The organism is Rhizobium sp. RM, from assembly GCF_013390595.1.
GTDB lineage: Bacteria > Pseudomonadota > Alphaproteobacteria > Rhizobiales > Rhizobiaceae > Agrobacterium.
Window position 1 is genome coordinate 514,707 of record NZ_JACAWV010000008.1, and the last position, 22,522, is coordinate 537,228.

Below are 22,522 nucleotides of genomic sequence, written 5' to 3' on the forward strand. Positions count from 1 at the left end.
GATAGGGAGGAACGCCGTATGACAAGTCTCGTTCTCAAGGATATTCGCAAATCCTACGGACAGGTGAAGGTTCTGCACGGCATCGATCTGAAGATCGAGCAGGGCGAATTCGTCGTTTTCGTTGGCCCGTCGGGCTGCGGTAAATCCACGCTGTTGCGCATGATCGCCGGTCTTGAGGAGATTACTGGCGGTGAAATGTTCATTGACGGCCAGCTCGTCAATGAAATTCCGCCGTCGCGTCGCGGCATTGCAATGGTGTTCCAGTCCTACGCGCTCTATCCGCACATGACTGTTTACGACAACATGGCCTTCGGCATGAAGATCGCCAAGGAAAGCAGGCAGGAGATCGACCGCCGCGTTCGCGCTGCTGCCGAAATCCTGCAGTTGACGCAATATCTGGAGCGGCTGCCGAAGGCGCTTTCGGGTGGCCAGCGTCAGCGTGTTGCTATCGGTCGTGCCATCTGCCGCAATCCGAAAGTCTTTCTGTTCGATGAGCCATTGTCGAACCTCGATGCTGCGCTTCGTGTTGCCACACGTATCGAGATTGCCAAGCTGTCAGAGCAGATGTCGGATACGACGATGATCTACGTCACCCACGATCAGGTGGAAGCGATGACACTGGCGGATCGTATCGTCGTCCTCAATGCGGGTCGCGTCGAGCAGGTTGGCGCGCCACTTGAGCTATACGAAAATCCCGCCAATCTTTTCGTTGCGCGTTTCATTGGATCGCCTGCGATGAATATTCTCGCTGCAAAGGTCGCGGCCACCGGTGAGCGGACCACGATCGAATTGGCAGGCGGCAAGTCTCTTGCCATCAACGTTGCAACCGCTGCGTCGGAACAGGGCAAGGCTGCAAGCTTCGGCGTTCGCCCGGAAGATTTGAACGTCGTTACCGGTGACGACTATCTGTTCGAAGGCAAGGTCGCGATTGTCGAAGCACTTGGTGAGGTAACGCTGCTTTATCTTGAGGCGCCGAAGGGGCAAGAGCCGATCATCGTCAAATTGCCAGGCATTGTCGCGGTGCAGAAAGGGGAAACGCTACGCTTCGCTGCCCCCCAGGAAAAGCTGCATCTCTTCGACGCTGACGGCAAAACCTACCGGACGTAGCCGAAGCAATAGGATAAAACGAGAGGCCCGGAACAGGATCTGTTTCGGGCTCTTATTTTAGTGCGGGATACGCCGCGCCGATATGAATTGTTAAAGACTGCACGCTACTCTCTGAGCCATGAATTGCATACGGGGGTATGGAAGTTGCAAAGCGGTGCGAGCAGTTTCAAAAATAGCTATTTGAGCAAGGAAGAATCCTTCATGTACGACCGCGAAGGGCGGTTCCGCATGGAGGACACGATGAACGCGGCGCGCATCGAATACACCGAAAAGGCTGTCATGCACATGGCGGCGCGTCGTTGTGATGTGATCCGTATTTCTCAGACGGAAGCAGTGCTCGCGCTGTTGACGCAGTATAATCTGCCGAACCAGTTTTACCTTGATATTCCCGACGCCCGTATCAGCAAGATCGGCTGCATGCTCTTGCGTGTTAACGCCAACAACACGATCCACGTCCGTTTCCTGCGCATGTTGGCGCAGAAGGAACTGGACCGTATCTTCGTGTTCAGCACGCATCCAGCACACCGGGACCGCAAGCTCGATATCCGCTCTTTCTGAGCAACCCCGGACTACGAAGTGGCGCGCGACCATCACGGTTGCGCGTTTTGCATTTGAGGAACGGTAATCGGGCCGACGTGCCGCCTCTAACTCAGGCTCTCAAGCACTATCTGCTTCAGCTTGACATCGGGAAGCTCGGCGAATGTCAGGTCGCTGCGGCCGAAATAGGATTTCTGGTTCATGGCCGACCAGTCGTTGCAGACGAGCTTGTAGCGCTGCTTTGTTTCAGGCTCTTCAGGCATCGCGTAGAGATAGTCGCCGGTGCGCTTGGAAAGCGCAATGTCGCCATCTTGATTGCAACGCGTGAGAATTTCCGCAAGAACGTTACCATCGACCTCTGTGACCATCAACTTGCCGTCGAAACGCAGCGAGGCATTGAAGTCGTAGCGACGAATGTCACCCTTCGGCAGACCTGCACCGAACGACGTATGGCCGAGAAAACCGATGTCCGAGCCTGTCTTCGCGGCAATGGCCATGGCTGCATGCCGCCCGGCCTGGTCGACCGTCAATGCTGCTGAAGATGTGCCAACGACCGTTTTTTCCTCGTCAGTCAAATGCTTTTCCAGCGTCTGTGTGATCAGTGTTTTAAGTGCGGGTGAAGCCGGAGCCGTGTCGTCGATGGCGATGGCCTCGATCGTCGGTGCTTTTCCGGGGTAACCGAATGTCGCAACGGTCATGGATGTGCACCACGAACCGGTGTGGACGTAGCGCGTGGCGTTCTCATCATGGACAAAGTTTAAATGGTCGTGGCCACCGACGAGCAATGTCCCATCCGGCAAGGTTGGCAGGATATCGCGATCGGCAACGACGCCGGCGTGGCTGAGGATGATGCTGAACGCATCCTGCTTCACGATGGCTGGAAGGTTATTTCTTGCCCACGCCGTTGGCTCTGGAATATCCAGCGTGTCTCGTGTGGCCTTAGGGTAGGTGTTGAGCGCATTGGTCGCAAGCCCTGCTACGACTACCTTCTGTCCCCCGACACTTATGTCGGCATGGGCTGGAGCGTAGGGAGCGCCGCTACGTTTATCGACGATGTTGCTGAGAACCGTAATGCCGAGTTCGCTGGCACGGCTGACGAAATGGGCCAGGTCGTTGTCAATGTCGGGCTCGTGGTTGCCGATGTTGATGACAGTCGGAGCAAGTTTTGCGAGCGCGGAGAGAAAGGCCCATTCGATTTCACCGGCCGAGCGCATTGCCACAGCGTTGCCGCTTTCAAACAGGTCGCCATTCAGCAGAATGATGTGCGGCGTCTTGTCGGAGGCAATACGGGTTTCGATTGCGGCAAGAAGCTGACCGATACGCTCATAGGCGGAGTGCAGGTCGGCAATCACGATGGCGCGCAACGCCGTTTCTTGCGCGACTGCGGACGTGACGGCGACCATCATTGGAAGGATGGCTGTCCCCGCCATCAGCTTCAGAACGTCGCGGCGCTTGCTGGAAAAAATCGTCATGTCTTGTCCCATTCCGTCCAGTCGCCTGATCATCTGCGGCTGGTTGAGGAGGGGACTATAGGGCAATCATCACAGTTGCATGACAATTTTTTGCGCCGGCCATGAAAGGCCGGAAGCCGGAGATGATTGTTCGACTGAGCAAAAGCCGGAAGCCGATGGCTTCCATCATCATCCCTTAGTGGAACACGCTGGCGCCCTGGTCGGCAGGGCCGGCATTGCGGCGGAAGGTTGCGAAGAGTTCGCGGCCCATACCCCATTCATTGCCGGAGAGGTCAGCTTGAGCCGGTTCGCGTTTTGCCAGTTCGGCGGCAGAAACCAGCACCTCCAGTGTGCCGGATACAGCATCAAGGCGGATGATATCGCCATCGCGGATTAGCGAGATCGGGCCGCAGTCGGATGCTTCCGGTGTCACGTGGATGGCGGCAGGCACCTTGCCCGACGCGCCGGACATGCGGCCGTCGGTCACGAGCGCGACCTTGAAGCCGCGATCCTGAAGGACGCCAAGCGGCGGTGTCAGCCGATGCAGTTCAGGCATGCCGTTGGCTTTCGGACCCTGGAAGCGGACAACGGCGATAAAATCGCGCTCAAGCTTGCCTTCCTTGAAGGCGTCCTGAAGTTCCTGCTGGTCGTGGAAGACGATTGCCGGTGCCTCGATGATATGGCGTTCCGGTTTGACGGCGGAAATCTTGATGACCGATTTGCCAATATTGCCGGTCAGCATCTTCAGACCGCCCGTCGACTGGAATGGCGTTTCGATGCTGGCGAGAACCTTCGGGTCGTGGCTCTGTTCCGGTGACGGCTGACGCGCCACCGCGCCATTTTCGCCGAGCTTCGCGTCAACGGTATAGGCTTCCAGGCCATGGCCGAAAACAGTGCGAACATCGTCGTGGACGAAGCCATGTTTCAACAGTTGCTTGATCAGGAAGCCCATGCCGCCGGCGGCGTGGAAATGGTTCACGTCGGCCAATCCGTTGGGATAGACGCGGGCAAGCAGCGGAACCGTATCGGAGAGATCGGAAATATCCTGCCAGGTCAGAACGATGCCTGCAGCACGCGCCATGGCGATGAGGTGCATTGTGTGGTTCGTCGAGCCGCCGGTTGCGTGCAGTCCGACGACGCCATTGACGACCGAACGCTCGTCGATCATTTCACCGGCCGGCGTAAACTCGTTGCCCTGCGCAGTAATGGCCAGCGCACGCTTTGTCGCCTCGCGGGTCAGCGCATCGCGCAGCGGCGTATTCGGATTGACGAAGGACGATCCGGGCATGTGGAAGCCCATGATCTCCATCAGCATCTGGTTGGAGTTAGCCGTACCGTAGAACGTGCAGGTGCCTGGGCCATGATAGGACTTCGATTCTGCTTCGAGAAGCTCGGCGCGGCCGACCTTGCCTTCTGCATAAAGCTGGCGGATGCGCGACTTCTCATCATTCGGCAGGCCTGATGTCATTGGGCCTGCGGGAATGAAGACGGATGGAAGATGACCGAAGGAAAGAGCTGCGATCACGAGGCCCGGCACGATCTTGTCGCAGACGCCAAGATAGACGGCTGCATCGAACATGTTGTGGGAGAGGCCGATCCCGGCTGCCATGGCAATTGCGTCGCGCGAAAAAAGCGAAAGCTCCATGCCCGGCTGTCCCTGGGTGACGCCGTCGCACATGGCCGGAACGGCGCCGGCCACCTGTGCCACGCCACCAGCTTCCTTTGCGGCATCGCGAATGATTGCCGGAAAGGTTTCGTAGGGCTGATGGGCCGAAAGCATGTCGTTATAGGCGGTGATGATGCCCAGATTGGGAACCCGGTCGCCGGCAAGGAGATCCTTGTCGGCGGGGGAACAGACCGCAAAGCCGTGTGCAAGATTGCCGCAGGAAAGCACCGAGCGATGCACGCCCTTGGAAACCTGTAACCGAAGCCGCTCCAGATAGGTTTCGCGGTAGGGCTTGGAGCGTTCGACAATGCGGTCAGTGATAGCCTGAATGCGGGAATCGGCGGCCATGGGCGTTCATCCTGTTCGTTGGTCGGCAACCGGCCCCTCCTTGGGAGGTGAAAGGCCGGTCGTCGTGTTTCTCTCTTACGTCGCTTTGGGCGCCTGGGCGGGCTGCGATGAGCGCAGCCTCAGGCTTAGGGTGCCCAGTAAATGTCGACGGGCGTGTCTGCGCGGTTCAACACGGCGCGGATTGGCATCTCGTCTTCGTCTTCGCCCGACTGTGCTTTTTCAAGCGTCGCCTTCTTGGCCGCACCTTCGATGTGCAGCACCAGAAAACGGGCATCGGCAAGGCTGGAGAAATTGAACGTCAGCCGTTCTTCTCCGGCATTTTCAGCCGCCATCGTCAGAACGCCACGCGGTTCGTCGAGGTCGAGCGCTTCCTCGAGATTGTCGCCGCCCGGGAAAAACGAGGCGGTGTGGCCATCCGTTCCCATGCCGAGAATGACAACATCGAAGGGATCGCAGATCGCTTCGGTCTTTACCGTTGCCAGCGTTGCTGCATCTTCAGGCGATGCGGCAGGCTGGAACAGCGGAACGAAATAAGCTGCTTTCGCTTCGTTCTGAAGCAGGTTGTCTGCGACAAGCTTGTGGTTCGAACGATCACTGTCGGCAGAAACGAAACGTTCGTCGACAAGGGTGACGCTGATATTGGGCCAATCAAGCGCATGGCGGGAAAGCGCCTGGAAGAACAGCTTGGGCGTCGAGCCCCCGGAAACGGCAATGCTCGCCGTTCCCCGTTCTTCCGTCGCGCTTGCCAGACGGCTGGCAACATCAGCTGCCAGCGATGATGCCAGATCGGCGGTGTTATCGAAGACATGCATGGTTTCAGTCATGTCAATCCACCCTCAGTCGGCATCGTGCCAGGTGCGACCATCGCGCTCGATCAGCGCAATCGAACCGCTCGGACCCCATGTGCCCGCAGTGTAACCCTGCACGCCCTGACCCGTTTCTTCCCAGCTCTTGAGGATCGGGTCCACCCAGTCCCATGCAGCTTCCACTTCGTCGCGGCGCATGAACAGCGTCTGGTTGGAGCGGATCGTGTCCATCAGCAGGCGCTCGTAAGCATCCGGGCTACGGACATTGAAAGCCTCGGCAAAGCTCATGTCCAGCGAAACCTGTCGCAGGCGCATGCCGCCCGGACCTGGGTCCTTGATGAGCAGGGACTGCTTCACGCCTTCGTCCGGCTGCAGGCGGATGACGAGCTTGTTGGCTTCGATCTTTCCGGCTGCGTCGTCAAAGATCGAGTGCGGGATCTGCTTGAACGTGACAACAATCTCGGACACGCGCGTTGCAAGACGTTTTCCCGTGCGGATGTAGAAGGGAACGCCAGCCCAGCGCCAATTGGCGATCTCAGCCTTGATGGCGACAAAGGTTTCGGTGTTGGAAACGCCGCCTTCGAGTTCTTCCAGATAGCCACGGACGGGACCGCCGGCAGAAGCGCCAGCGCGGTACTGGCCGCGAACCGTCTGCTTTTCGACATTGCTTGCATCGATCGGTTTCAGCGAGCGAAGCACCTTGAGCTTTTCGTCACGAACAGCTTCCGCATCCATGGATGCCGGCGGCTCCATCGCGACAAGGCAAAGCAATTGCAGAATGTGGTTCTGCACCATGTCGCGCAGCGCACCCGCCTTGTCGTAGTAACCGGCACGGCCTTCCAGACCCACGGCTTCCGCCACGGTGATCTGCACATGGTCGATATGCGCGGAATTCCAAAGCGGCTCGTAGAGCGCGTTGGCGAAACGCAGCGCCATCAGGTTCTGTACGGTTTCCTTGCCGAGATAGTGGTCGATACGGAAGATCTGCTCTTCCTTGAAAACGTGGCCGATGGTGTCGTTCAGTTCCTGCGCAGACGCAAGATCACGACCAATCGGCTTTTCAACCACGATGCGGGTGGATTTGGTGATCAGCTTGTGTTCGCGAATCTTGTCGGCGATATCACCGAAGATGCCGGGTGCAACAGCGAGATAAAAGGCGCGAACGCGTTCCTTGCCTTCGTCCAGCAGCTTTTTCAGCGTGTCCCAGCCATTATCGCCCTTGGCGTCGACCGGTACGTAGAAAATCCGCTCGATAAAACGGGCGACCTGTTCGTCGTCGTACTCTCCGGCCTTCAGGTGCTCCTTCAGCGCATCCTGCGCGAATTTGCGATATTCCTCATGGCTCATTACTGAGCGGGACGCACCAATAATGCGGGTCGGCTCGGTAAACTGACCTTCGATCTGGCGATGATAAAGGGCAGGAAGCAGCTTGCGCTCTGCCAAATCGCCTGTGCCGCCGAACACGACACAATCAAAGGGGTCAACGGGAATGATCTGACTGCTCATCTCGATTCTCTCGATCTTTAGGGTTGGGGGCATCAATAATCTAATCGATTTAAAAATGCCAGTCTCAGTGAAGCGAATTCTGAATTTTGATTTTTAGCCGATGCCGCGCACGGCGCCCGGCATTCTGCAAAGTGGTTCCTAGAACCTGTCTCGAAGTGCAAACCACGACAGCGCAATGAATAATAAGGGTGCTCTGAGCGAAGCCCCACCCGGGAAAGGAGGCACTTTCAGCCGTGCGAACGGTGCAAGCAGATCCTGCCGTCCCAGAACCATGTCGGCATAGAGTTTGCCGCAGTAGTTTGCGAGCATGACGCCGTGTCCCGAGTAACCGCCAATCGACATCACGCCAGGCATGACTTCGCGCACGAAAGGTTGCCTTGGCATGGTGATGCCGACGGAGCCGCCCCAGGAGTGGGTAATCTCGACGTCTTTCAACGCCGGATAGATTTCTGCGATCTGCTTGCGGATATGCACTGAAATATCGCGTGGTGTATCGGCCGTGTAAGCTTCGCGTCCGCCAAACAGCAGCCGATTGTCATTGGTCTTGCGGAAATAGCGCACCACGAAACGGGAATCCGCAACGGCTTCCTGGCCGGGAATGACATGCGGATGATTGTCGAGGGGAGCTGTCGCGCCGATGAAGGAACGGATCGGCATGATGTGTGCGGCGGTAACCGGCTCCAGGTTGCCGATATAGGCATTGGTGGCGATCAGAACGCGCTTTGCTGTCAACGTCCCGAAAGGCGTCTCGATGATGGTCTTGCCGCCCGATTGCCGAATGGATTTGGCCGGCGTCATTTCGAAAATATCGGCACCCGCTGATCTGGCGGCCTTGGCAAGTCCGACCAGTAGCTTCAAAGGGTGAATATGCCCGGTGCCGGTGTCGCGTGTGCCGCCGAAATAATGACTGGAACCGACACGTTCGCGCGCTTCCGCCTGCTCCATGAAAGAGATGTGCGGATAGTCGTAGCGTTCATTCATCGCCGCGACACTTTTGCGATAGTCGTCTTCGTACGCTGCCTTGTGCGCCACATTGAGTTGGCCCGGCAGATAATCGATGTCGATGCCATGATCGCGGGCGAAATCGAGAACGTAATGTTTGGCGCCTTCGGCAATATCGAAAAGAAGCTTCGACTGTTCGAAACCGACGATATCCTCAAGCTCATCCGGCCAGGATCGTTGGCCGCTGCCGAACTGCCCGCCGTTACGTCCCGACGCGCCGTCACCAAAGCGGTTTGCTTCGATCAGAACGACCGGGACGCCGTTGGCCGCGAGATTGCAGGCAGCTTGAAGGCCGGTATAGCCGCCACCAATAATGGCGACCTCCGTATCCCTGGAGCCGTCCATGGACGGATATTCCGGTCGCTCACCGACAGTCGCCTGATACCAGGAGATGCCCGGTGCGATCGGGCTTTGCCATGCCATGTGAAAGTCCTCACACGTTGAGAAGCAGGAATTCCCGCTCCCACGGGCTGATGACCTGCATGAAGGTTTCGAATTCCCCCCGTTTCAGTCCGGCATATAGCCCGACGAATTCATGACCGAACACCCGGTCGAACTGCGGTTCGGCCTCGAGAAGTGCCACGGCTTCGAGAAGGCCGCGCGGCAGGTCGATGGAACCTTCATTCGCCGTTTCATAGGTCGGCTCGGTCGGCTCGATATTGTTCATGATGCCAAGCCAGCCGCACCCGAGCGATGCCGCAAGCGCAAGGTAGGGATTGGCATCGGAGCTGGGCAGACGGTTTTCCACGCGCCGTGCCTGCGGTCCGGAGATCGGTACGCGGAAAGCCGTCGTGCGGTTGTCGTAACCCCAGGCATTGTTGACCGGGCAGGCCATGTCAGGCGTCAGACGTCGGTAAGAGTTCACGTAAGGCGCCAGCATCACCAGCGCATTCGGTACGTAACGCTGCATGCCACCAACGAACGAGAAGAACTCCTTGGAGGCGCTGCCATCCTTGTTGGAGAAGATATTCCGGCCACTGTCGATCTCGATGACCGACTGATGGATATGCATCGCCGAACCTGGCTGGCCCTGCATCGGCTTTGCCATGAAGGTAGCGTAGATACCGTGCTTCAGGGCAGCTTCACGGATGGTGCGCTTGAACAGGAACACCTGGTCGGCCAGTTCGATCGGATCGCCGTGACGCAGGTTGATTTCAAGCTGGGCCGGTCCCTCTTCATGGATCAGCGTGTCGATCTCAAGTCCCTGTTTTTCGGAGAAGTGATAGATATCGTCGATCAGTTCGTCGAATTCGTTGATACCGGCGATCGAATAGCTTTGACCGCCAACAATCGAGCGACCCGAGCGGCCTTTTGGCGGATGCAGCGGATAATCCGGGTCATCGTTCATGGCGACGAGGTAGAACTCGATTTCCGGGGCAACAACCGGCTTCCAGCCTTTCTCCTTGTAAAGAGAAAGGACGTTTTTCAGAACGTTGCGGGGCGTATAGGGAACGGATGCGCCTTCGGCATCGACCACATCGCAGATCACCTGCGCCGTCGGATCGCTTTCCCACGGGACAACGGACAGCGTTGACAGGTCGGGCACCAGCTTCAGGTCGCTGTCGCGCGGCTCATAACGGAAATTCGCCGTCTCGTCGGGATACTCACCGGAAATCGTATGGCGGTAGAGTGCCGAGGGCAGCGCAAGCGACGTGTCGCCGGTAAATTTCGCCGTTGGCATCATTTTGCCGCGCGGAACGCCGGCAAGGTCCGGCGTGATGCATTCGATGTCCTCGATGCCGCGGGCCCTCAACCATTGGGAGGCTTCGCGCCAGGAAGAAACACCACGGGGGGAGGAAAGGTCGAGAGGGGGTGTCTTTGCCATGGTTGCCGGCTTTTTGGGGCGGAGCATGGTTTTCTTGGGGGGCATGTATCACCGGGTCTCAGTTTCGACTGGCGGCATCATAACCAGAGTTTGGCAATTGGCGAGGGGGAAAGCGCCATTGACAAGAGCCCACGGTTCGAAAAGAGGAAGGAGATGGAAGCGGGGATGATCGATGGCCGAGAAATGTGATGTGCTGATTTTGGGTGCTGGTGCTGCCGGCATGATGTGCGCCATCCGTGCCGGACAGCGCGGTCGCTCGGTGATCGTTCTCGATCATGCCAAGGCGCCGGGCGAGAAAATCCGCATCTCTGGCGGCGGTCGCTGCAACTTCACCAATATTCACGCCGGCCCTAAAAATTATCTGTCGACCAACCCGCATTTTGCCAAGTCGGCGCTCGCGCGCTACACGCCGAGGGATTTTATCGCTCTCGTCGAAAAACACGGCATCGCCTGGCATGAAAAGACGCTTGGCCAATTATTTTGTGATGATAGCGCGAAGGACATCATTCGTATGCTGCTTGCTGAAATGCAGGCAGTGGGTGCAAAGCTTCGGTTGCAGACCGACATATCGGCTGTTGCGCACGACGGGCATCGCTTTCGCGTAACAACCTCGGCAGGCACGATCGAGACTGAAAGTCTTGTGGTCGCGACGGGTGGGAAATCGATCCCGAAAATGGGCGCCACCGGCTTTGCCTATCAGATTGCAGAACAGTTTGGTTTGCCGCTCATCGAACCTCGGCCCGGCCTTGTTCCGCTGACGCTCGATCCGGCCCAGTTGGAAAAGCTTGCGCCTCTGTCCGGTGTTGCCGTTCCCGCCGAAGTATTTCATGGAAAGACCTCGTTCGTAGAGGCGTTGCTGTTCACCCATCGCGGCATCAGTGGGCCGTCGATCCTGCAAATATCGTCCTACTGGCGCGAGGGCGATACGATCCGGCTGAAACTGGAGCCCGAAGTCGATATGCTGTCGCACCTGAAGGACGCGAAAAAAGCAAACGGACGCCAGTCTGCGCAAACCGCTCTTTCCGAGATATTGCCTAAACGGCTCGCTCAGCATGTTGTCGACAGGGCTGCGATGACAGGCAATCTCGCCGATATGTCCGACAAGGCGCTGGCCAAGCTGGTGGCGGAGGCGCAGGAGTGGCACATCAAGCCTGCCGGCTCCGAGGGCTATCGAACCGCCGAGGTGACGCTTGGCGGCGTCGACACGACACATCTCGATTCCCGCACCATGGCAGCCAAATCCATACCTGGCCTGTTTTTCATCGGCGAGTGCGTGGATGTGACCGGCTGGCTTGGCGGCTACAATTTCCAGTGGGCATGGGCTTGCGGCCATGCCGCGGGCGAGGCTGCCTGACGTCAGCCACGTTAACCCGAAATTGGCGCCCTTTAACATTGTGTTAACAGGCATGGAGTCATGCTGGCCGAATGCCAGCGAAGTCGGCCCATGGTTGCCGTCTTGCACATGATGTCATGCTGGAAGCCTTCGGAAGAAGGCATGGATCGGTTGAGTATTTCGTCAGGAAAACCGCGTATGAACAGATCCGCAAACCGCCGTCCCCGCGCTATTGCCCTTGCTCACGTTGCCAGCGAGACCGCGCAGATAACTCTGCGTCTGACCATGATTACAGCCGGTGCTCTGACTGCTTTCGCCGTGCTTCTTTTCTAGGTTGCGGCCCTTTGACCTTATTGTTTTGGCAATTGCTTTAAAAAACCGCCAGAGCCGCGACGCTTCCGCCATGTCGGCATAGAATTTTTCTTCCTGTCTGATGGCTTCCCGCCGCGTGCGCGGTTGCTGGTTTTCGATGATCGCCAGAGCTGAATAAAACGCGTGCATATCTCAATCCTCCTTGAGTTCGGAGGGCCATGATGCACGCCGTTTTTTGTTTTATCTGCGCAAGATATTGCGCTATGTTTTTCACTGATGAAAAACATCACTTGGGATTCTTACCAGCTTTTTCTTGACGTGTCACGCAGCGGCGGCCTGACAGGGGCTGCGTCGCTGACGGGTCTCAGCCCCGCGACCGTCGGCCGGCGTATGGTTGAACTGGAAGAGCGTATCGGCAAGACACTCTTTCAAAGAAGCCAGACGGGATACACGTTGACGGTGGAGGGCAGGGCATTGTTCGACCGCCTTCAGGCGATGGAGAACGCCGCCAAAGACGTGGAAGGCTGGCAAAAGTCTTCAGCTGGGTCGTCGCTCGTGCGCATCGCTCTCGGAACATGGAACGCATGGCTGTTGACGGCGAACTTCGCTGCGATCTGTACCGAGCGGGACGATTTTCGCATCGATCTTTTTATCGCCGAGCAGAGGGCAGCGCTGGCGCACCGGGAGCACGATATCGGCATCCGTGCGTTCGCGCCGGAGGAACGCAATCTCGCGGCGATCAGGACGGGAGACGTCGCTTATGCGCCTTATCGGCTGCGCAACGCCGCGACCTCGGTCATCGACCGCTGGCTTGCGGTGTCCAGCGAGCAGGCAATCTCGGCTTACCTGCAATGGCCCCATGCGAACCGGTCTGATCGTCTGGTCGTGACCGTGAACCGACCGACCGCCTTGTTGGATCTGGCGTTGTCTGGCGCCGGGGTCGCTATACTCCCCTGTTTCGTTGGGGATACGGATGCGCGGTTGATGCGCGAAGGTGGGGAGATCGAGGAACTGCGGCATTCGCAGTGGATCGTCATGAACAATGACGATCGCCACCGTCGCGATATACGGACGGTGGCGGACCGTATGACCCGTCTGATCAAGGGGCATTCGGATTTGTTTGCCGGGCGCAACAGTCGCCCGGCTTGAGGTTGTGGGCCTTCTCAGGCCGCAGCGCTTCCCTGCGCAACGATGACAGGGATCAGCAGATCGCCCCAGTTTCCTCCGCCGCCATGGTGGCGCGCCGAGCGAACCAGCTCGACGGAGACACCGGCTTCGACCGCTTTCATAACCGACTGATTGAGCCGGTGCAGGTCGTTTGCCAGCATGCGGATCGCTGCCTGCTGGTCCTGGTTCATGGCAGAGGATTGTTCGTCTGCCCGTTCTCTAACTCTCGAAATCGAAGCCATTTTTTCCTCCGTTAAGCTGGCTTTTTCATTCATTCCGCAGCCGGGCGGAACTGGTCATGCTCGGTCGATTCTTTCATGGCGGTGGTCGAAGACGTGCCGCCGGAGATCGCAAGCGATACGGCATCGAAGTAACCGGTGCCGACCTCTCGCTGATGTTTCGTCGCGGTGTAGCCGTTGGCTTCTGCCGCAAATTCCGCTTCCTGAAGCTCGGAATAGGCCGACATCTGCCGATCCTTGTAGCCGCGCGCCAGCTCGAACATGCCGTAGTTCAACTGGTGGAAACCGGCAAGGGTGATGAACTGGAACTTGTAACCCATCGCCCCCAGTTCACGCTGGAACTTGGCAATCGTCGCGTCGTCGAGGTTCTTTTTCCAGTTGAACGACGGCGAGCAGTTGTAGGCGAGCTTCTTGCCCGGATGGACCTTGTGCACGCCTTCTGCGAATTTGCGCGCCTGCTCCAGATCCGGTTTCGATGTCTCGCACCAGATCAGATCGCAATAGGGCGCATAGGCGACCGCACGTGCAATGCAGGGCTCAAGGCCGTTCTTCACCTGGTAAAAGCCCTCGACCGTGCGGCCGGCGTCATAATCCACGAACGGGCGGTCGCGCTCGTCGATATCTGACGTCAAAAGCTTGGCAGCTTCCGCATCCGTGCGAGCGATAACCAGGGTCGGCACGCCCATGACATCTGCGGCAAGACGTGCGGCCGTCAAGTTGCGGATATGCGCCGCCGTCGGGATCAGAACCTTGCCACCCAGATGGCCGCATTTCTTCTCGGATGCAAGCTGGTCCTCGTAGTGAACGCCGGCGGCACCCGCTTCAATGAAAGCCTTCATGATCTCGAACGCATTGAGCGGTCCACCGAAGCCGGCTTCGGCATCTGCAACGATCGGGGCAAACCAGGTGTCGACCGACAATCCCTTGCCTTCTGCCGTCTCGATCTGATCGGCACGCTGCAAGGTGCGATTGATGCGCTTGGCAAGCTCCGGTGCGGCATTGGCCGGGTAAAGCGACTGATCGGGATACATGGCCGACGCGGTGTTGGCGTCCGCGGCAACCTGCCATCCGGAGAGATAGATCGCCTTCAACCCGGCACGAACCATCTGCATGGCCTGATTGCCGGAAAGAGCGCCGAGAGCGTTGACGAAATTTTCCTCATTGATGAGTTGCCACAGGCGGTTCGCACCCATTTCCGCCAGCGAGTGCCTGATGTTGACGGAGCCACGAAGTCGCTCCACATCCGCTGTCGTGTAGCTGCGTTCAATGCCGTCATAACGACCCTGTGGTGCGCCTGGAACAAGTTTGTAAAAATCCGTCATACTTCTCTCTCCCTGTGAATGCCTGTTTGGAAAGGCGCCTTTTGACTCCGTCTAAAGCGCTTTTCTGTGTGACTACATTTACATTCTCGGGATTGGTGACGCCAGAATAAACATAAAAACAGTGACTTGAAAGAGGTTATCCTGTAGTGTGTATGACATGGTGGAGCTGTAAATTTGTAAATATTGTAAAAAATCGAGTTACCTGAAGTTGTAACAGGTTTGTAAAGGTGGGGCGTGTCGGAGAACAAGATTTTCGCGGGACCGCGTGTGCGTCGCGTTCGCAACGGGCTGGGCCTGACCCAGACGGCCATGGCCGAGGCGCTGGCGATCTCGCCTTCCTATCTCAACCTCATTGAGCGTAACCAGCGGCCTTTGACGGTTCAGCTTCTGCTGAAGCTCGCCTCAGTCTACAGGGTCGACCTGGATGATCTTCAGGGTGAAAGCGCGGGATCTGCCGGGCAATTGCGAGAGGTCTTTGCTGACCCGCTTCTGGCGGGGGAGGTGCCGTCGCCGCAAGAACTGGTGGAGGTGGCCGACGCTGCGCCGAATGCCGCAAGCGGCGTTATCAAGTTGTACCGTGCTTACAGGGAGCAGGCCAAACGTCTCTCCGACCTCTCGGAGCTGCTGGCACGCGAGGGGCATGAGACTGCGCTTTCGGCAACCCGTTTGCCGATCGATGAGGTCCGGCATGTTTTTGAAAACAGGCCATACTATTTTCATGTGATCGATGTGGCAGCGGAGGCTTTACACAAGGAGCTTGCGGCCGGTGACGACCTGGCAACAGGCTTGCGGAGCTGGCTGCAGAAAAACCACGGCATCGTCGCTCGAACCCTCCCGGTTCATGCGATGCCCAATCTGCGTCGGCGTTATGATCGCCATTCCATGCGGTTGTTCATTTCAGAACGGCTTTCTCAAGCCGATCAGCTTCGGGAAATGGCAATGGAGGTCTGTCTGCTGGCGCTACGCGAAGCTATCGATGGCGAACTAGAAGGGCTTGGCCTGGCAGGCCAAGAGGCGCGTCGTATCGCCCGCTTCGAGCTGGCACGCTATGCTGCACACGCCTTGATGATGCCTTACGGCGCGTTTCTGGCTGCGGTGCAGAGAGCGAAATACGATCTTGATGTCTTGCGTTCCCGTTTCAACGTGTCCTTTGAACAGGCGGCAAACCGTCTTGTTACGTTGCAACGATCATCGGCTTGCGCCATTCCGTTTTTCCTGATGGAAATCGACAATGCCGGTAACCGCTTCCGTATGGCGGGAGCGCAGGGGTTCCCTCGTGCCCGCTTTGGCGGGCTCTGTCCGAGGCTCAACATTCATGCCGCTTTTGCACAACCAGGTCAGGTCCTCGTGGAAACGGCGCAGATGCCGGATGGTGATTCCTTTTTGACCGTTGCGCGGACGCTGGAAGGGCCGCAGGCGGGCTTTGGCGAACGCATCAGGCGCACGGCACTTCTGCTGGGGTGTGATGCGGGACTGGCGGGCGAAACGGTATATGGCGCGGCGGTTGGGGCTGGGACCGTGGCCATCCCAATCGGGCCTTCCTGTCGTCTGTGCGAAAGGCAGGGCTGTCTTTCGCGCGCCGAAGCGCCTCTGACACGGCCCCTCGGGCTGGATGAGATGGTGACGGGGCTCAGCGTCTTCGACTTCCAGTAGTTTTTTACGCTGATTTTTTTAGTGCCGAACACATTCAGTTGAAAATGCTGTGGTGCACATTTCCCGCTTGCTACCGTCAGTTTTCCTTTCTAGTCTCTCCTCAAAAAAGGGGATAACGCTCCCGCAACGAGGATGCGTAAACAGGAGATATCATGAATTACCGTTCGCTCCGCATGACCTTGGCCATGACCTCCGCGCTTGTTGCAGCGGGCTCTGCTATGGCTCAGGAGAAGGTCGTCCACGTTTATAACTGGTCCGATTACATCGACGAATCGATTCTGACCGATTTCACCAAGGAAACCGGCATCAAGGTCGTTTACGACGTTTTCGACAGCAACGAACTGGTTGAAACCAAGCTGCTGGCCGGAAGCTCCGGTTACGATGTCGTGGTTCCCACAGCGCCGTTCCTGGCCCGTCAGATCACCGCTGGCGTTTTCCAGAAGCTTGATAAGTCGAAGCTGCCGAACCTGAAGAACATGTGGCCGGAAGTGTCTGAGCGTCTGGCGAAGTATGACCCCGGCAACGAGTATGCCGTCAACTACATGTGGGGCACGACCGGCATCGGCTACAACGTCGCCAAGGTCAAGGCTGCTCTTGGCGATGTGCCGGTCGATAGCTGGGATATCCTCTTCAAACCGGAAAACGCAGAGAAGCTGAAATCCTGCGGCATCAACATTCTCGACGCTTCGGATGAAACCTTTGCGATCGCCATGAACTATCTTGGCAAGAACCCGGACAGCAAGGAAACGGCTGATCTGGAAGCCGGTGGCGAGGTCTATATGAAGATCCGCCCCAACGTGAAGACCTTCAATTCCTCCGCCTACATCGATGAACTGGCGAACGGCGATAGCTGCATCACCATCGGCTGGTCGGGCGATATCCTGCAGGCCAAGAGCCGCGCTGAGGAAGCCAAGAACGGCGTGGAAGTGAACTACGTCATTCCGAAGGAAGGGACCTACATGTGGTTCGACAACCTGGCGATCCCGGCGGACGCAAAGAATGTCGATGAAGCACATGCCTTCATCAACTACCTGATGAAGCCGGAAGTCATCGCCAAGGCTTCCAACTATGTGCAGTATGCCAATGGTAACCTTGCCTCTCAGCCACTGATGGATGAATCGGTGTCCAAGAACCCGTCAGTCTATCCTGACGAGGCGACGATGAAGAAGCTCTTCACCATCTCGCCTTACGGACCGAAGGAACAGCGCGTTCTCAACCGCGTCTGGACACAGATAAAAACCGGTAGCTGATCTATCCGCTCGCTGGTTGAGGAATGGCCGGCGGGCGCATTCCTCGACAAATGCCTCAGCCAGCGGACGATTGATCCGCTGGCAGTTTGCCCGCCTTTTTCAGACAAAGAATTTAAGGGTAGGGCGAATGGCGAAAACTTTGGGACCGGTGAAACGGAAATTCAGTCCTTGGAACAGTCCCGATGCGGTTCCGTTTATCCGTTTTGAAAATGTCACCAAGCGCTTCGGTGACTTTGTCGCTGTCAACGATCTGACCCTCGATATTTATGAACGCGAGTTCTTTTCGCTTCTTGGCCCTTCCGGCTGCGGAAAGACGACGCTGATGCGCATGCTGGCCGGTTTCGAGGACCCGACGTCGGGTCGTATCTTGTTGCAGGGAAAAGATATTTCCGGCGTGCCGCCCTACAAGCGCCCGACCAACATGATGTTCCAGTCCTATGCCCTGTTTCCGCATATGAGCGTTGAAAAGAACATTGCATTCGGTCTGGAGCAGGATGGACTGCCCAAAGCGGATATTGCCAACCGCGTCGCGGAAATGCTGCGCCTCGTCAAACTGACCGAGTTTGCCAAACGCAAGCCCAGCCAGCTTTCAGGCGGACAGCGGCAGCGTGTGGCACTGGCGCGTTCGCTCGCCAAGCAGCCTAAGGTTTTGCTTCTGGATGAACCGCTTGGCGCGCTCGACAAGAAGTTGCGCGAAGAAACCCAATTCGAGTTGATGGACTTGCAGCAAACGCTTGGCCTGACCTTCCTGATCGTCACGCACGATCAGGAAGAGGCGATGACCGTGTCCGACCGGATCGCGGTCATGGACAAGGGCATTGTCGTTCAGGTTGCGACACCTGCGGAAATCTATGAGGCGCCAAACAGCCGCTACGTCGCGGACTTCATCGGTGACATCAATATTTTCGACGCGACCGTCGCCTCCAATGATTCCGCCGCTGGAAAACCCGGGGCCGTTACGCTGGATTGCGACGGGCTAAAGGTTACAGTCGAACAGGAATGCTCGGCCGTTCCCGGCAACAAGGTTGCCTTCGCCATTCGTCCAGAAAAGGTCCGTATTTCGCTCGACCAGCCTGCGGACACCTCAGTGAACGCCGCCTATGGCGAAGTCTGGGATATCGGCTATCTCGGCGACTTCTCGATCTTCATTGTCAAACTGGCAGACGGGCGTGTCATTCGTGCGGCCCAGGCCAACGTCTCTCGTCTCGTCGATCGCCCGATCACCTTCGGCGACATGGTCTGGTTGAAATGGACGCCGGATTCCGGTCTGGTTCTGACGCGTTGAGGAGGGGCTGACATGGCAACCACCACTCCAGAAAACCGGCAAAGCCCCTGGCGATGGCTGGTCGTTGCGGTTCCTTATTTCTGGTTGCTGCTTTTTTTTGCAGCGCCCTTCTTCATTATTTTGAAGATATCGCTGTCCGATACCGCGATTGCCATGCCGCCCTACACGCCCGTTTTCGAAGGGTTTTCGAAGCTGGGCGAATTTTTCTCCCAACTGGATTTTGAGAACTACATCTTCCTGACGGAAGATCCGCTCTACGTGGACGCCTATCTCTCCTCGTTGCGGATTGCACTGATTTCCACCTTCCTGCTGTTGCTGATCGGTTATCCGATGGCACTCGCCATGGCGCGGGCGCCTTCAAGTGTGCGACCGACCTTGGTTATGCTCGTCATCCTGCCCTTCTGGACATCGTTTCTGATCCGCGTTTACGCATGGATCGGCATCTTGAAGCCGGAAGGTCTGCTGACAGTTCTCTTTCAATGGATCGGTCTTCTCGGGCCTGACCAGCAGGTCAATATTTTCCGCACAGAGACGGCGATCTTCATCGGCATCGTTTATTCGTACCTGCCATTCATGGTGCTGCCGCTCTATTCGGCACTTGAAAAGCTGGACAACACCCTGCTGGAAGCTGCGGCAGATCTCGGCTGCCCGCCCTGGAAAGCCTTCTGGAAGATCACCTTTCCACTGTCATTGCCGGGCGTGATTGCCGGGTCGATGATCTGCTTCATTCCGATTACCGGCGAGTTCGTCATCCCGGATCTTCTGGGTGGCGCACAGACCCTGATGATTGGCAAGACGCTCTGGACCGAGTTCTTCGGCAATCGCGACTGGCCTCTGGCTTCTGCCGTTGCCGTGTTGTTGCTGCTTTTGCTTGTGGTGCCAATAGCCATCTTCCAGAACCAGCAGAAGAAGGTGGGGTGAAGCCATGAAGCGCGGCAAATTCGATATTACCGTTCTAACGCTCGGTTTCGCGTTCCTCTACATCCCGATCATCATTCTGGTCGTCTACTCGTTCAATGCTTCCAAGCTGGTCACCGTCTGGGGCGGTTTCTCATTGCAATGGTATTCGGCGATGTGGTCGAACCAGGGCTTGATGGATGCTGCTTGGGTGACACTTCGTGTGGGTATTCTCAGCGCCACGATTGGTACGATTCTGGGAACCCTTGCAGCCTTGTCGCTCACCCGGTTTGCGCGCTTTCCGGGGCGTGTGCTGTTTTCAGGAATGATCTATGCGCCGCTGGTCATGCCGGAGGTAATTACCGGCCTGTCGCTGCTGCTGCTGTTTGTTGCCGTCGGTGTCGACCGTGGTTTCTGGACGGTCGTTATCGCTCACACGACCTTTACCATGTGTTACGTGGCAATCGTGGTGCAGTCGCGGCTATTGACCTTCGACCGTAGTCTGGAGGAGGCCGCACTCGATCTGGGTTGCCCGCCGGTCAAGACCTTCTTCCGCATCACCCTGCCACTGATTTTCCCGGCGGTGATCGCCGGCTGGATGCTGGCCTTTACGCTCTCGCTGGATGACCTTGTGATTGCAAGCTTCGCAACCGGTCCCGGCGCAACGACGCTGCCGATCAAGATTTATTCGCAGGTCCGTCTTGGCGTTACACCGGAAATCAACGCGATTTGTACGATCCTTATCGGCCTCGTCACCATTGGAGTGATCGCTGCGTCGGTAGCCTCGAAGCGCACTGAACTGCAGCGTATGAGGGACGAACACGTGGCGGCCAGAAATTGAAAAAAGGCGTCTGGCAATCGAACCTTTCCGCATCGCTTGATTGTTTCGGAACGGGAGATTGTCGCAATACGAGACGCCGTACGGTATCGAAATAGGATTTTTCGTCGGTAATTGATCGATCGCAGTTTTAACTGCTTGTTAAGACGGGTTGGCGGAAAGTAAATCCAACGCAGGGTCGTCCTTCTTGTGGCGACCGGGGCTCATGATTTTCGAATTGCGAGACTATTCCCCTCACTCTCGTTGTAAAAGCACATCTTATACAGGCGGTCGAAAGACCGCCTTTCTTTTTGGTGTCATTGGCCTACTTCAAAAAATGCTACTCGGGGTGGTCCATCGACTTCGAAACTAGCAAGACCGGCACCAGTCCAGCGATAATGATGATGATGGCCGGAATAGCGGCATCCTGTACCTTTGCGCGCGATGCATCCTCGTAAACGAGGGTTGCCAGTGTATTGAAGCCGAAAGGCCGCAGCAAAATGGTCGCGGGCAGTTCTTTCAAGGATTCGATCAGCACCAGCAGCGATGCAGTCAGTGCTGCTGGGCGCATGTTGGGCAAAAGTACGCTGACCAGCGTTTGCAGGCGGTTACGACCGAGCGTTCGCGCCGCCATGTCGATATGCGGCGACAACTTGTGAAAGCCGGCGTCCAGCGTGCCCTCAGCCATCGTCATGAAACGCACTGCATGGGCATAGATGATCGCAAAGGCGGTGCCGGATAGAAGCAGCCCGCTCGAGAAACCGAAATGCGATCGCAAAAAGCCATCGACCTGGTTATCGAACCCGGCCAGCGGGATGAGCACACCAATCGCAAGCACGGTTCCAGGTACGCCATATCCCATGGACCCAAGGCGCGCTGCCACCTTCGACGTGGGCGAACGGTTGACACGCAAGGCATAGGAAAAAACGAAGGCTGCAACAAGCGTAACAAGCGCCGCTGAGACAGAGACCTGGAAACTATGTCCCAGTGCTTTGAGAAGGCGCGGTGCAAGAAACATGTCCAGCCGTTTGACCGCGTAACCGCCCAGCACGCTGACGGGAATGAAAAAGCCGCTCAGTATTGGCAGGACACAGAAGAGTGGCGCTGCCCAACGGCGCCAGCCCTTAAGGCTTTTCAGCGCATGCCGCTGCGCCATGTTCGTGGCTTTTGGCGAGGAGAAACGCTGTTTTTCCCGCGCGTTTCGCTCGATGACGATCAGCGCGCCGACAACCACAAGGATCACGGCGGCAATCTGTGTCGCATTTGCTAGGTTGCCACGGTTGAGCCAGGTTTCGTAAATCGTGAAGGTCAGCGTTTGCACGCCAAGATATTCAACCGCGCCAATATCGTTCAGCGTCTCCATCAAAACCAGCGACAGGCCAATGGCGATGGCGGGACGGGCCATTGGCAACTGCACCGACAAGAAGACGTTAAACGGTTTTGCACCAAGCGTTCGCGCGGCTTCGGCGGCAAAACGTCCCTGCATGGAGAAGGCGGCACGGGCGGAGAGATAGACATAGGGATAGAGGACGGAACTGAGAACAAGAACTGCGCCGCCAAGCGAGCGGACGTCAGGAAACCAGTAGTCGCGAATGCTGTGATAACCGAAAAGGGCGCGAATAGCGCTTTGCACCGGTCCGGTGAAATCCAGAAATTCACCAAAGGCATAGGCTGCCAGATAGGCAGGAATGGCAAGCGGCAGAACCAGCGCGAAGGAAAACACGCGGCGTAACGGAAATTCGAATGTGGTAACAAGCCAGGCGCAGACAATGCCGAAGAAAGCAGTGGCCAGAGCCGTCATCGACAAAAGAAGGAAGGTTCGCAATCCGGCACGTGGCAGCACATTGACCAGAAGATGATGCCAGCCATCGGTACTGCCGGTAAGTGCCAACCAGAAGATCGCCACGATAGGCATGGATGCAATGGCGGCGACAACAACGGTTGTGACGGGCAGCACCGTAAAACGCTTCGCTGCCGGAAGGGAAACCGCCATGGATGT

At 57.3% G+C, this 22,522-nt stretch carries 19 protein-coding genes; 9 read left to right on the forward strand and 10 right to left on the reverse strand.

The genetic code is table 11. The annotated features are described in order from the left end of the window. Window positions 1-18: 18 nt before the first annotated feature. Both HWX89_RS11485 and HWX89_RS11490 read left to right on the forward strand, forming a co-directional pair. Window positions 19-1,107, forward strand: a complete 1,089-nt coding sequence (locus HWX89_RS11485; RefSeq protein WP_138794600.1) for an ABC transporter ATP-binding protein — start codon at window positions 19-21, stop codon at window positions 1,105-1,107. Window positions 1,108-1,308: 201 nt separating this feature from the next. Then, complete coding sequence (locus HWX89_RS11490; RefSeq protein ID WP_178340712.1) at window positions 1,309-1,665, forward strand: hypothetical protein; 357 nt, start codon at window positions 1,309-1,311, stop codon at window positions 1,663-1,665. Between the two features lie 86 nt (window positions 1,666-1,751). Here HWX89_RS11490 and HWX89_RS11495 read toward each other — a convergent pair whose 3' ends face one another. The 6 genes from HWX89_RS11495 to HWX89_RS11520 all read right to left on the reverse strand — a co-directional run bounded on the left by HWX89_RS11495 (window position 1,752) and on the right by HWX89_RS11520 (window position 10,293). Beyond that, entirely contained in the window at window positions 1,752-3,116 is a 1,365-nt protein-coding gene (locus HWX89_RS11495) for a metallophosphoesterase (RefSeq protein ID WP_138794602.1), read from the reverse strand. 175 nt (window positions 3,117-3,291) lie between these two features. Then, window positions 3,292-5,109: a phosphogluconate dehydratase gene (gene edd, locus HWX89_RS11500; RefSeq protein WP_138794603.1), complete on the reverse strand. Its 1,818-nt coding sequence runs from the start codon at window positions 5,107-5,109 to the stop codon at window positions 3,292-3,294. Window positions 5,110-5,234: 125 nt separating this feature from the next. After that, the gene (pgl, locus tag HWX89_RS11505; protein ID WP_138794604.1) at window positions 5,235-5,933 is read right to left on the reverse strand and encodes a 6-phosphogluconolactonase; all 699 of its coding nucleotides are present in this window, start codon (window positions 5,931-5,933) and stop codon (window positions 5,235-5,237) included. Between the two features lie 12 nt (window positions 5,934-5,945). Then, a complete protein-coding gene (gene zwf, locus HWX89_RS11510; RefSeq protein WP_138794605.1) occupies window positions 5,946-7,421 on the reverse strand; it encodes a glucose-6-phosphate dehydrogenase in 1,476 nt (491 codons plus the stop codon). 138 nt (window positions 7,422-7,559) lie between these two features. Further along, window positions 7,560-8,846 carry an NAD(P)/FAD-dependent oxidoreductase gene (locus tag HWX89_RS11515; protein WP_138794606.1) on the reverse strand — a complete coding sequence of 429 codons (1,287 nt, stop codon included), beginning with the start codon at window positions 8,844-8,846 and terminating at the stop codon, window positions 7,560-7,562. A 10-nt stretch (window positions 8,847-8,856) separates the two neighbouring features. Further along, window positions 8,857-10,293: a glutamine synthetase family protein gene (locus HWX89_RS11520; protein ID WP_138794607.1), complete on the reverse strand. Its 1,437-nt coding sequence runs from the start codon at window positions 10,291-10,293 to the stop codon at window positions 8,857-8,859. A 127-nt stretch (window positions 10,294-10,420) separates the two neighbouring features. Here HWX89_RS11520 and HWX89_RS11525 point away from each other — a divergent pair, with 127 nt between their 5' ends. Next, window positions 10,421-11,602 (forward strand): BaiN/RdsA family NAD(P)/FAD-dependent oxidoreductase, encoded by a 1,182-nt coding sequence (locus HWX89_RS11525; protein WP_138794608.1) that lies wholly within the window; start codon window positions 10,421-10,423, stop codon window positions 11,600-11,602. A gap of 162 nt (window positions 11,603-11,764) precedes the next feature. Here HWX89_RS11525 and HWX89_RS11530 read toward each other — a convergent pair whose 3' ends face one another. Then, window positions 11,765-12,082 (reverse strand): hypothetical protein, encoded by a 318-nt coding sequence (locus tag HWX89_RS11530; RefSeq protein WP_246705134.1) that lies wholly within the window; start codon window positions 12,080-12,082, stop codon window positions 11,765-11,767. An 87-nt stretch (window positions 12,083-12,169) separates the two neighbouring features. On the opposite strand from HWX89_RS11530, the gene HWX89_RS11535 reads away from it, so the two are divergent. Continuing rightward, window positions 12,170-13,042 carry a LysR family transcriptional regulator gene (locus HWX89_RS11535; RefSeq protein WP_138794609.1) on the forward strand — a complete coding sequence of 291 codons (873 nt, stop codon included), beginning with the start codon at window positions 12,170-12,172 and terminating at the stop codon, window positions 13,040-13,042. Between the two features lie 14 nt (window positions 13,043-13,056). Here the strand turns inward: HWX89_RS11535 and HWX89_RS11540 are convergent, their stop codons facing one another. Together HWX89_RS11540 and aceA are read right to left on the reverse strand one after the other, a co-directional pair. Next, the gene (locus tag HWX89_RS11540; RefSeq protein WP_138794610.1) at window positions 13,057-13,302 is read right to left on the reverse strand and encodes an SMc00767 family acetate metabolism repressor; all 246 of its coding nucleotides are present in this window, start codon (window positions 13,300-13,302) and stop codon (window positions 13,057-13,059) included. 29 nt (window positions 13,303-13,331) lie between these two features. Further along, complete coding sequence (aceA, locus tag HWX89_RS11545; protein WP_138794611.1) at window positions 13,332-14,621, reverse strand: isocitrate lyase; 1,290 nt, start codon at window positions 14,619-14,621, stop codon at window positions 13,332-13,334. A 234-nt stretch (window positions 14,622-14,855) separates the two neighbouring features. On the opposite strand from aceA, the gene HWX89_RS11550 reads away from it, so the two are divergent. The 5 genes from HWX89_RS11550 (at window position 14,856) to HWX89_RS11570 (ending at window position 20,547) form a co-directional block, all read left to right on the forward strand. Further along, window positions 14,856-16,274 (forward strand): helix-turn-helix domain-containing protein, encoded by a 1,419-nt coding sequence (locus HWX89_RS11550; RefSeq protein WP_138794612.1) that lies wholly within the window; start codon window positions 14,856-14,858, stop codon window positions 16,272-16,274. 152 nt (window positions 16,275-16,426) lie between these two features. Continuing rightward, on the forward strand, window positions 16,427-17,524 hold the full coding sequence (locus tag HWX89_RS11555) for a polyamine ABC transporter substrate-binding protein (protein WP_138794613.1): 1,098 nt from the start codon (window positions 16,427-16,429) through the stop codon (window positions 17,522-17,524). Between the two features lie 127 nt (window positions 17,525-17,651). Then, a complete protein-coding gene (locus HWX89_RS11560; RefSeq protein WP_138794614.1) occupies window positions 17,652-18,809 on the forward strand; it encodes an ABC transporter ATP-binding protein in 1,158 nt (385 codons plus the stop codon). 12 nt (window positions 18,810-18,821) lie between these two features. Further along, window positions 18,822-19,730 carry an ABC transporter permease subunit gene (locus HWX89_RS11565; protein ID WP_138794615.1) on the forward strand — a complete coding sequence of 303 codons (909 nt, stop codon included), beginning with the start codon at window positions 18,822-18,824 and terminating at the stop codon, window positions 19,728-19,730. 4 nt (window positions 19,731-19,734) lie between these two features. Then, window positions 19,735-20,547 carry an ABC transporter permease gene (locus HWX89_RS11570; protein ID WP_138794616.1) on the forward strand — a complete coding sequence of 271 codons (813 nt, stop codon included), beginning with the start codon at window positions 19,735-19,737 and terminating at the stop codon, window positions 20,545-20,547. A gap of 316 nt (window positions 20,548-20,863) precedes the next feature. Here HWX89_RS11570 and HWX89_RS11575 read toward each other — a convergent pair whose 3' ends face one another. Further along, entirely contained in the window at window positions 20,864-22,516 is a 1,653-nt protein-coding gene (locus HWX89_RS11575; protein WP_178340713.1) for an ABC transporter permease, read from the reverse strand. Window positions 22,517-22,522: the final 6 nt, after the last annotated feature.

What these genes read in the sequence shown, in the direction of transcription:
- HWX89_RS11485 (WP_138794600.1), top strand. Translation starts at nt 19, where the DNA reads ATGACAAGTCTCGTTCTCAAGGATATTCGCAAATCCTACGGACAGGTG.
- HWX89_RS11490 (WP_178340712.1), top strand. Translation starts at nt 1,309, where the DNA reads ATGTACGACCGCGAAGGGCGGTTCCGCATGGAGGACACGATGAACGCG.
- HWX89_RS11495 (WP_138794602.1), bottom strand. Translation starts at nt 3,116, where the DNA reads ATGACGATTTTTTCCAGCAAGCGCCGCGACGTTCTGAAGCTGATGGCG.
- edd (WP_138794603.1), bottom strand. Translation starts at nt 5,109, where the DNA reads ATGGCCGCCGATTCCCGCATTCAGGCTATCACTGACCGCATTGTCGAA.
- pgl (WP_138794604.1), bottom strand. Translation starts at nt 5,933, where the DNA reads ATGACTGAAACCATGCATGTCTTCGATAACACCGCCGATCTGGCATCA.
- zwf (WP_138794605.1), bottom strand. Translation starts at nt 7,421, where the DNA reads ATGAGCAGTCAGATCATTCCCGTTGACCCCTTTGATTGTGTCGTGTTC.
- HWX89_RS11515 (WP_138794606.1), bottom strand. Translation starts at nt 8,846, where the DNA reads ATGGCATGGCAAAGCCCGATCGCACCGGGCATCTCCTGGTATCAGGCG.
- HWX89_RS11520 (WP_138794607.1), bottom strand. Translation starts at nt 10,293, where the DNA reads ATGCCCCCCAAGAAAACCATGCTCCGCCCCAAAAAGCCGGCAACCATG.
- HWX89_RS11525 (WP_138794608.1), top strand. Translation starts at nt 10,421, where the DNA reads ATGGCCGAGAAATGTGATGTGCTGATTTTGGGTGCTGGTGCTGCCGGC.
- HWX89_RS11530 (WP_246705134.1), bottom strand. Translation starts at nt 12,082, where the DNA reads ATGCACGCGTTTTATTCAGCTCTGGCGATCATCGAAAACCAGCAACCG.
- HWX89_RS11535 (WP_138794609.1), top strand. Translation starts at nt 12,170, where the DNA reads ATGAAAAACATCACTTGGGATTCTTACCAGCTTTTTCTTGACGTGTCA.
- HWX89_RS11540 (WP_138794610.1), bottom strand. Translation starts at nt 13,302, where the DNA reads ATGGCTTCGATTTCGAGAGTTAGAGAACGGGCAGACGAACAATCCTCT.
- aceA (WP_138794611.1), bottom strand. Translation starts at nt 14,621, where the DNA reads ATGACGGATTTTTACAAACTTGTTCCAGGCGCACCACAGGGTCGTTAT.
- HWX89_RS11555 (WP_138794613.1), top strand. Translation starts at nt 16,427, where the DNA reads ATGAATTACCGTTCGCTCCGCATGACCTTGGCCATGACCTCCGCGCTT.
- HWX89_RS11560 (WP_138794614.1), top strand. Translation starts at nt 17,652, where the DNA reads ATGGCGAAAACTTTGGGACCGGTGAAACGGAAATTCAGTCCTTGGAAC.
- HWX89_RS11565 (WP_138794615.1), top strand. Translation starts at nt 18,822, where the DNA reads ATGGCAACCACCACTCCAGAAAACCGGCAAAGCCCCTGGCGATGGCTG.
- HWX89_RS11570 (WP_138794616.1), top strand. Translation starts at nt 19,735, where the DNA reads ATGAAGCGCGGCAAATTCGATATTACCGTTCTAACGCTCGGTTTCGCG.
- HWX89_RS11575 (WP_178340713.1), bottom strand. Translation starts at nt 22,516, where the DNA reads ATGGCGGTTTCCCTTCCGGCAGCGAAGCGTTTTACGGTGCTGCCCGTC.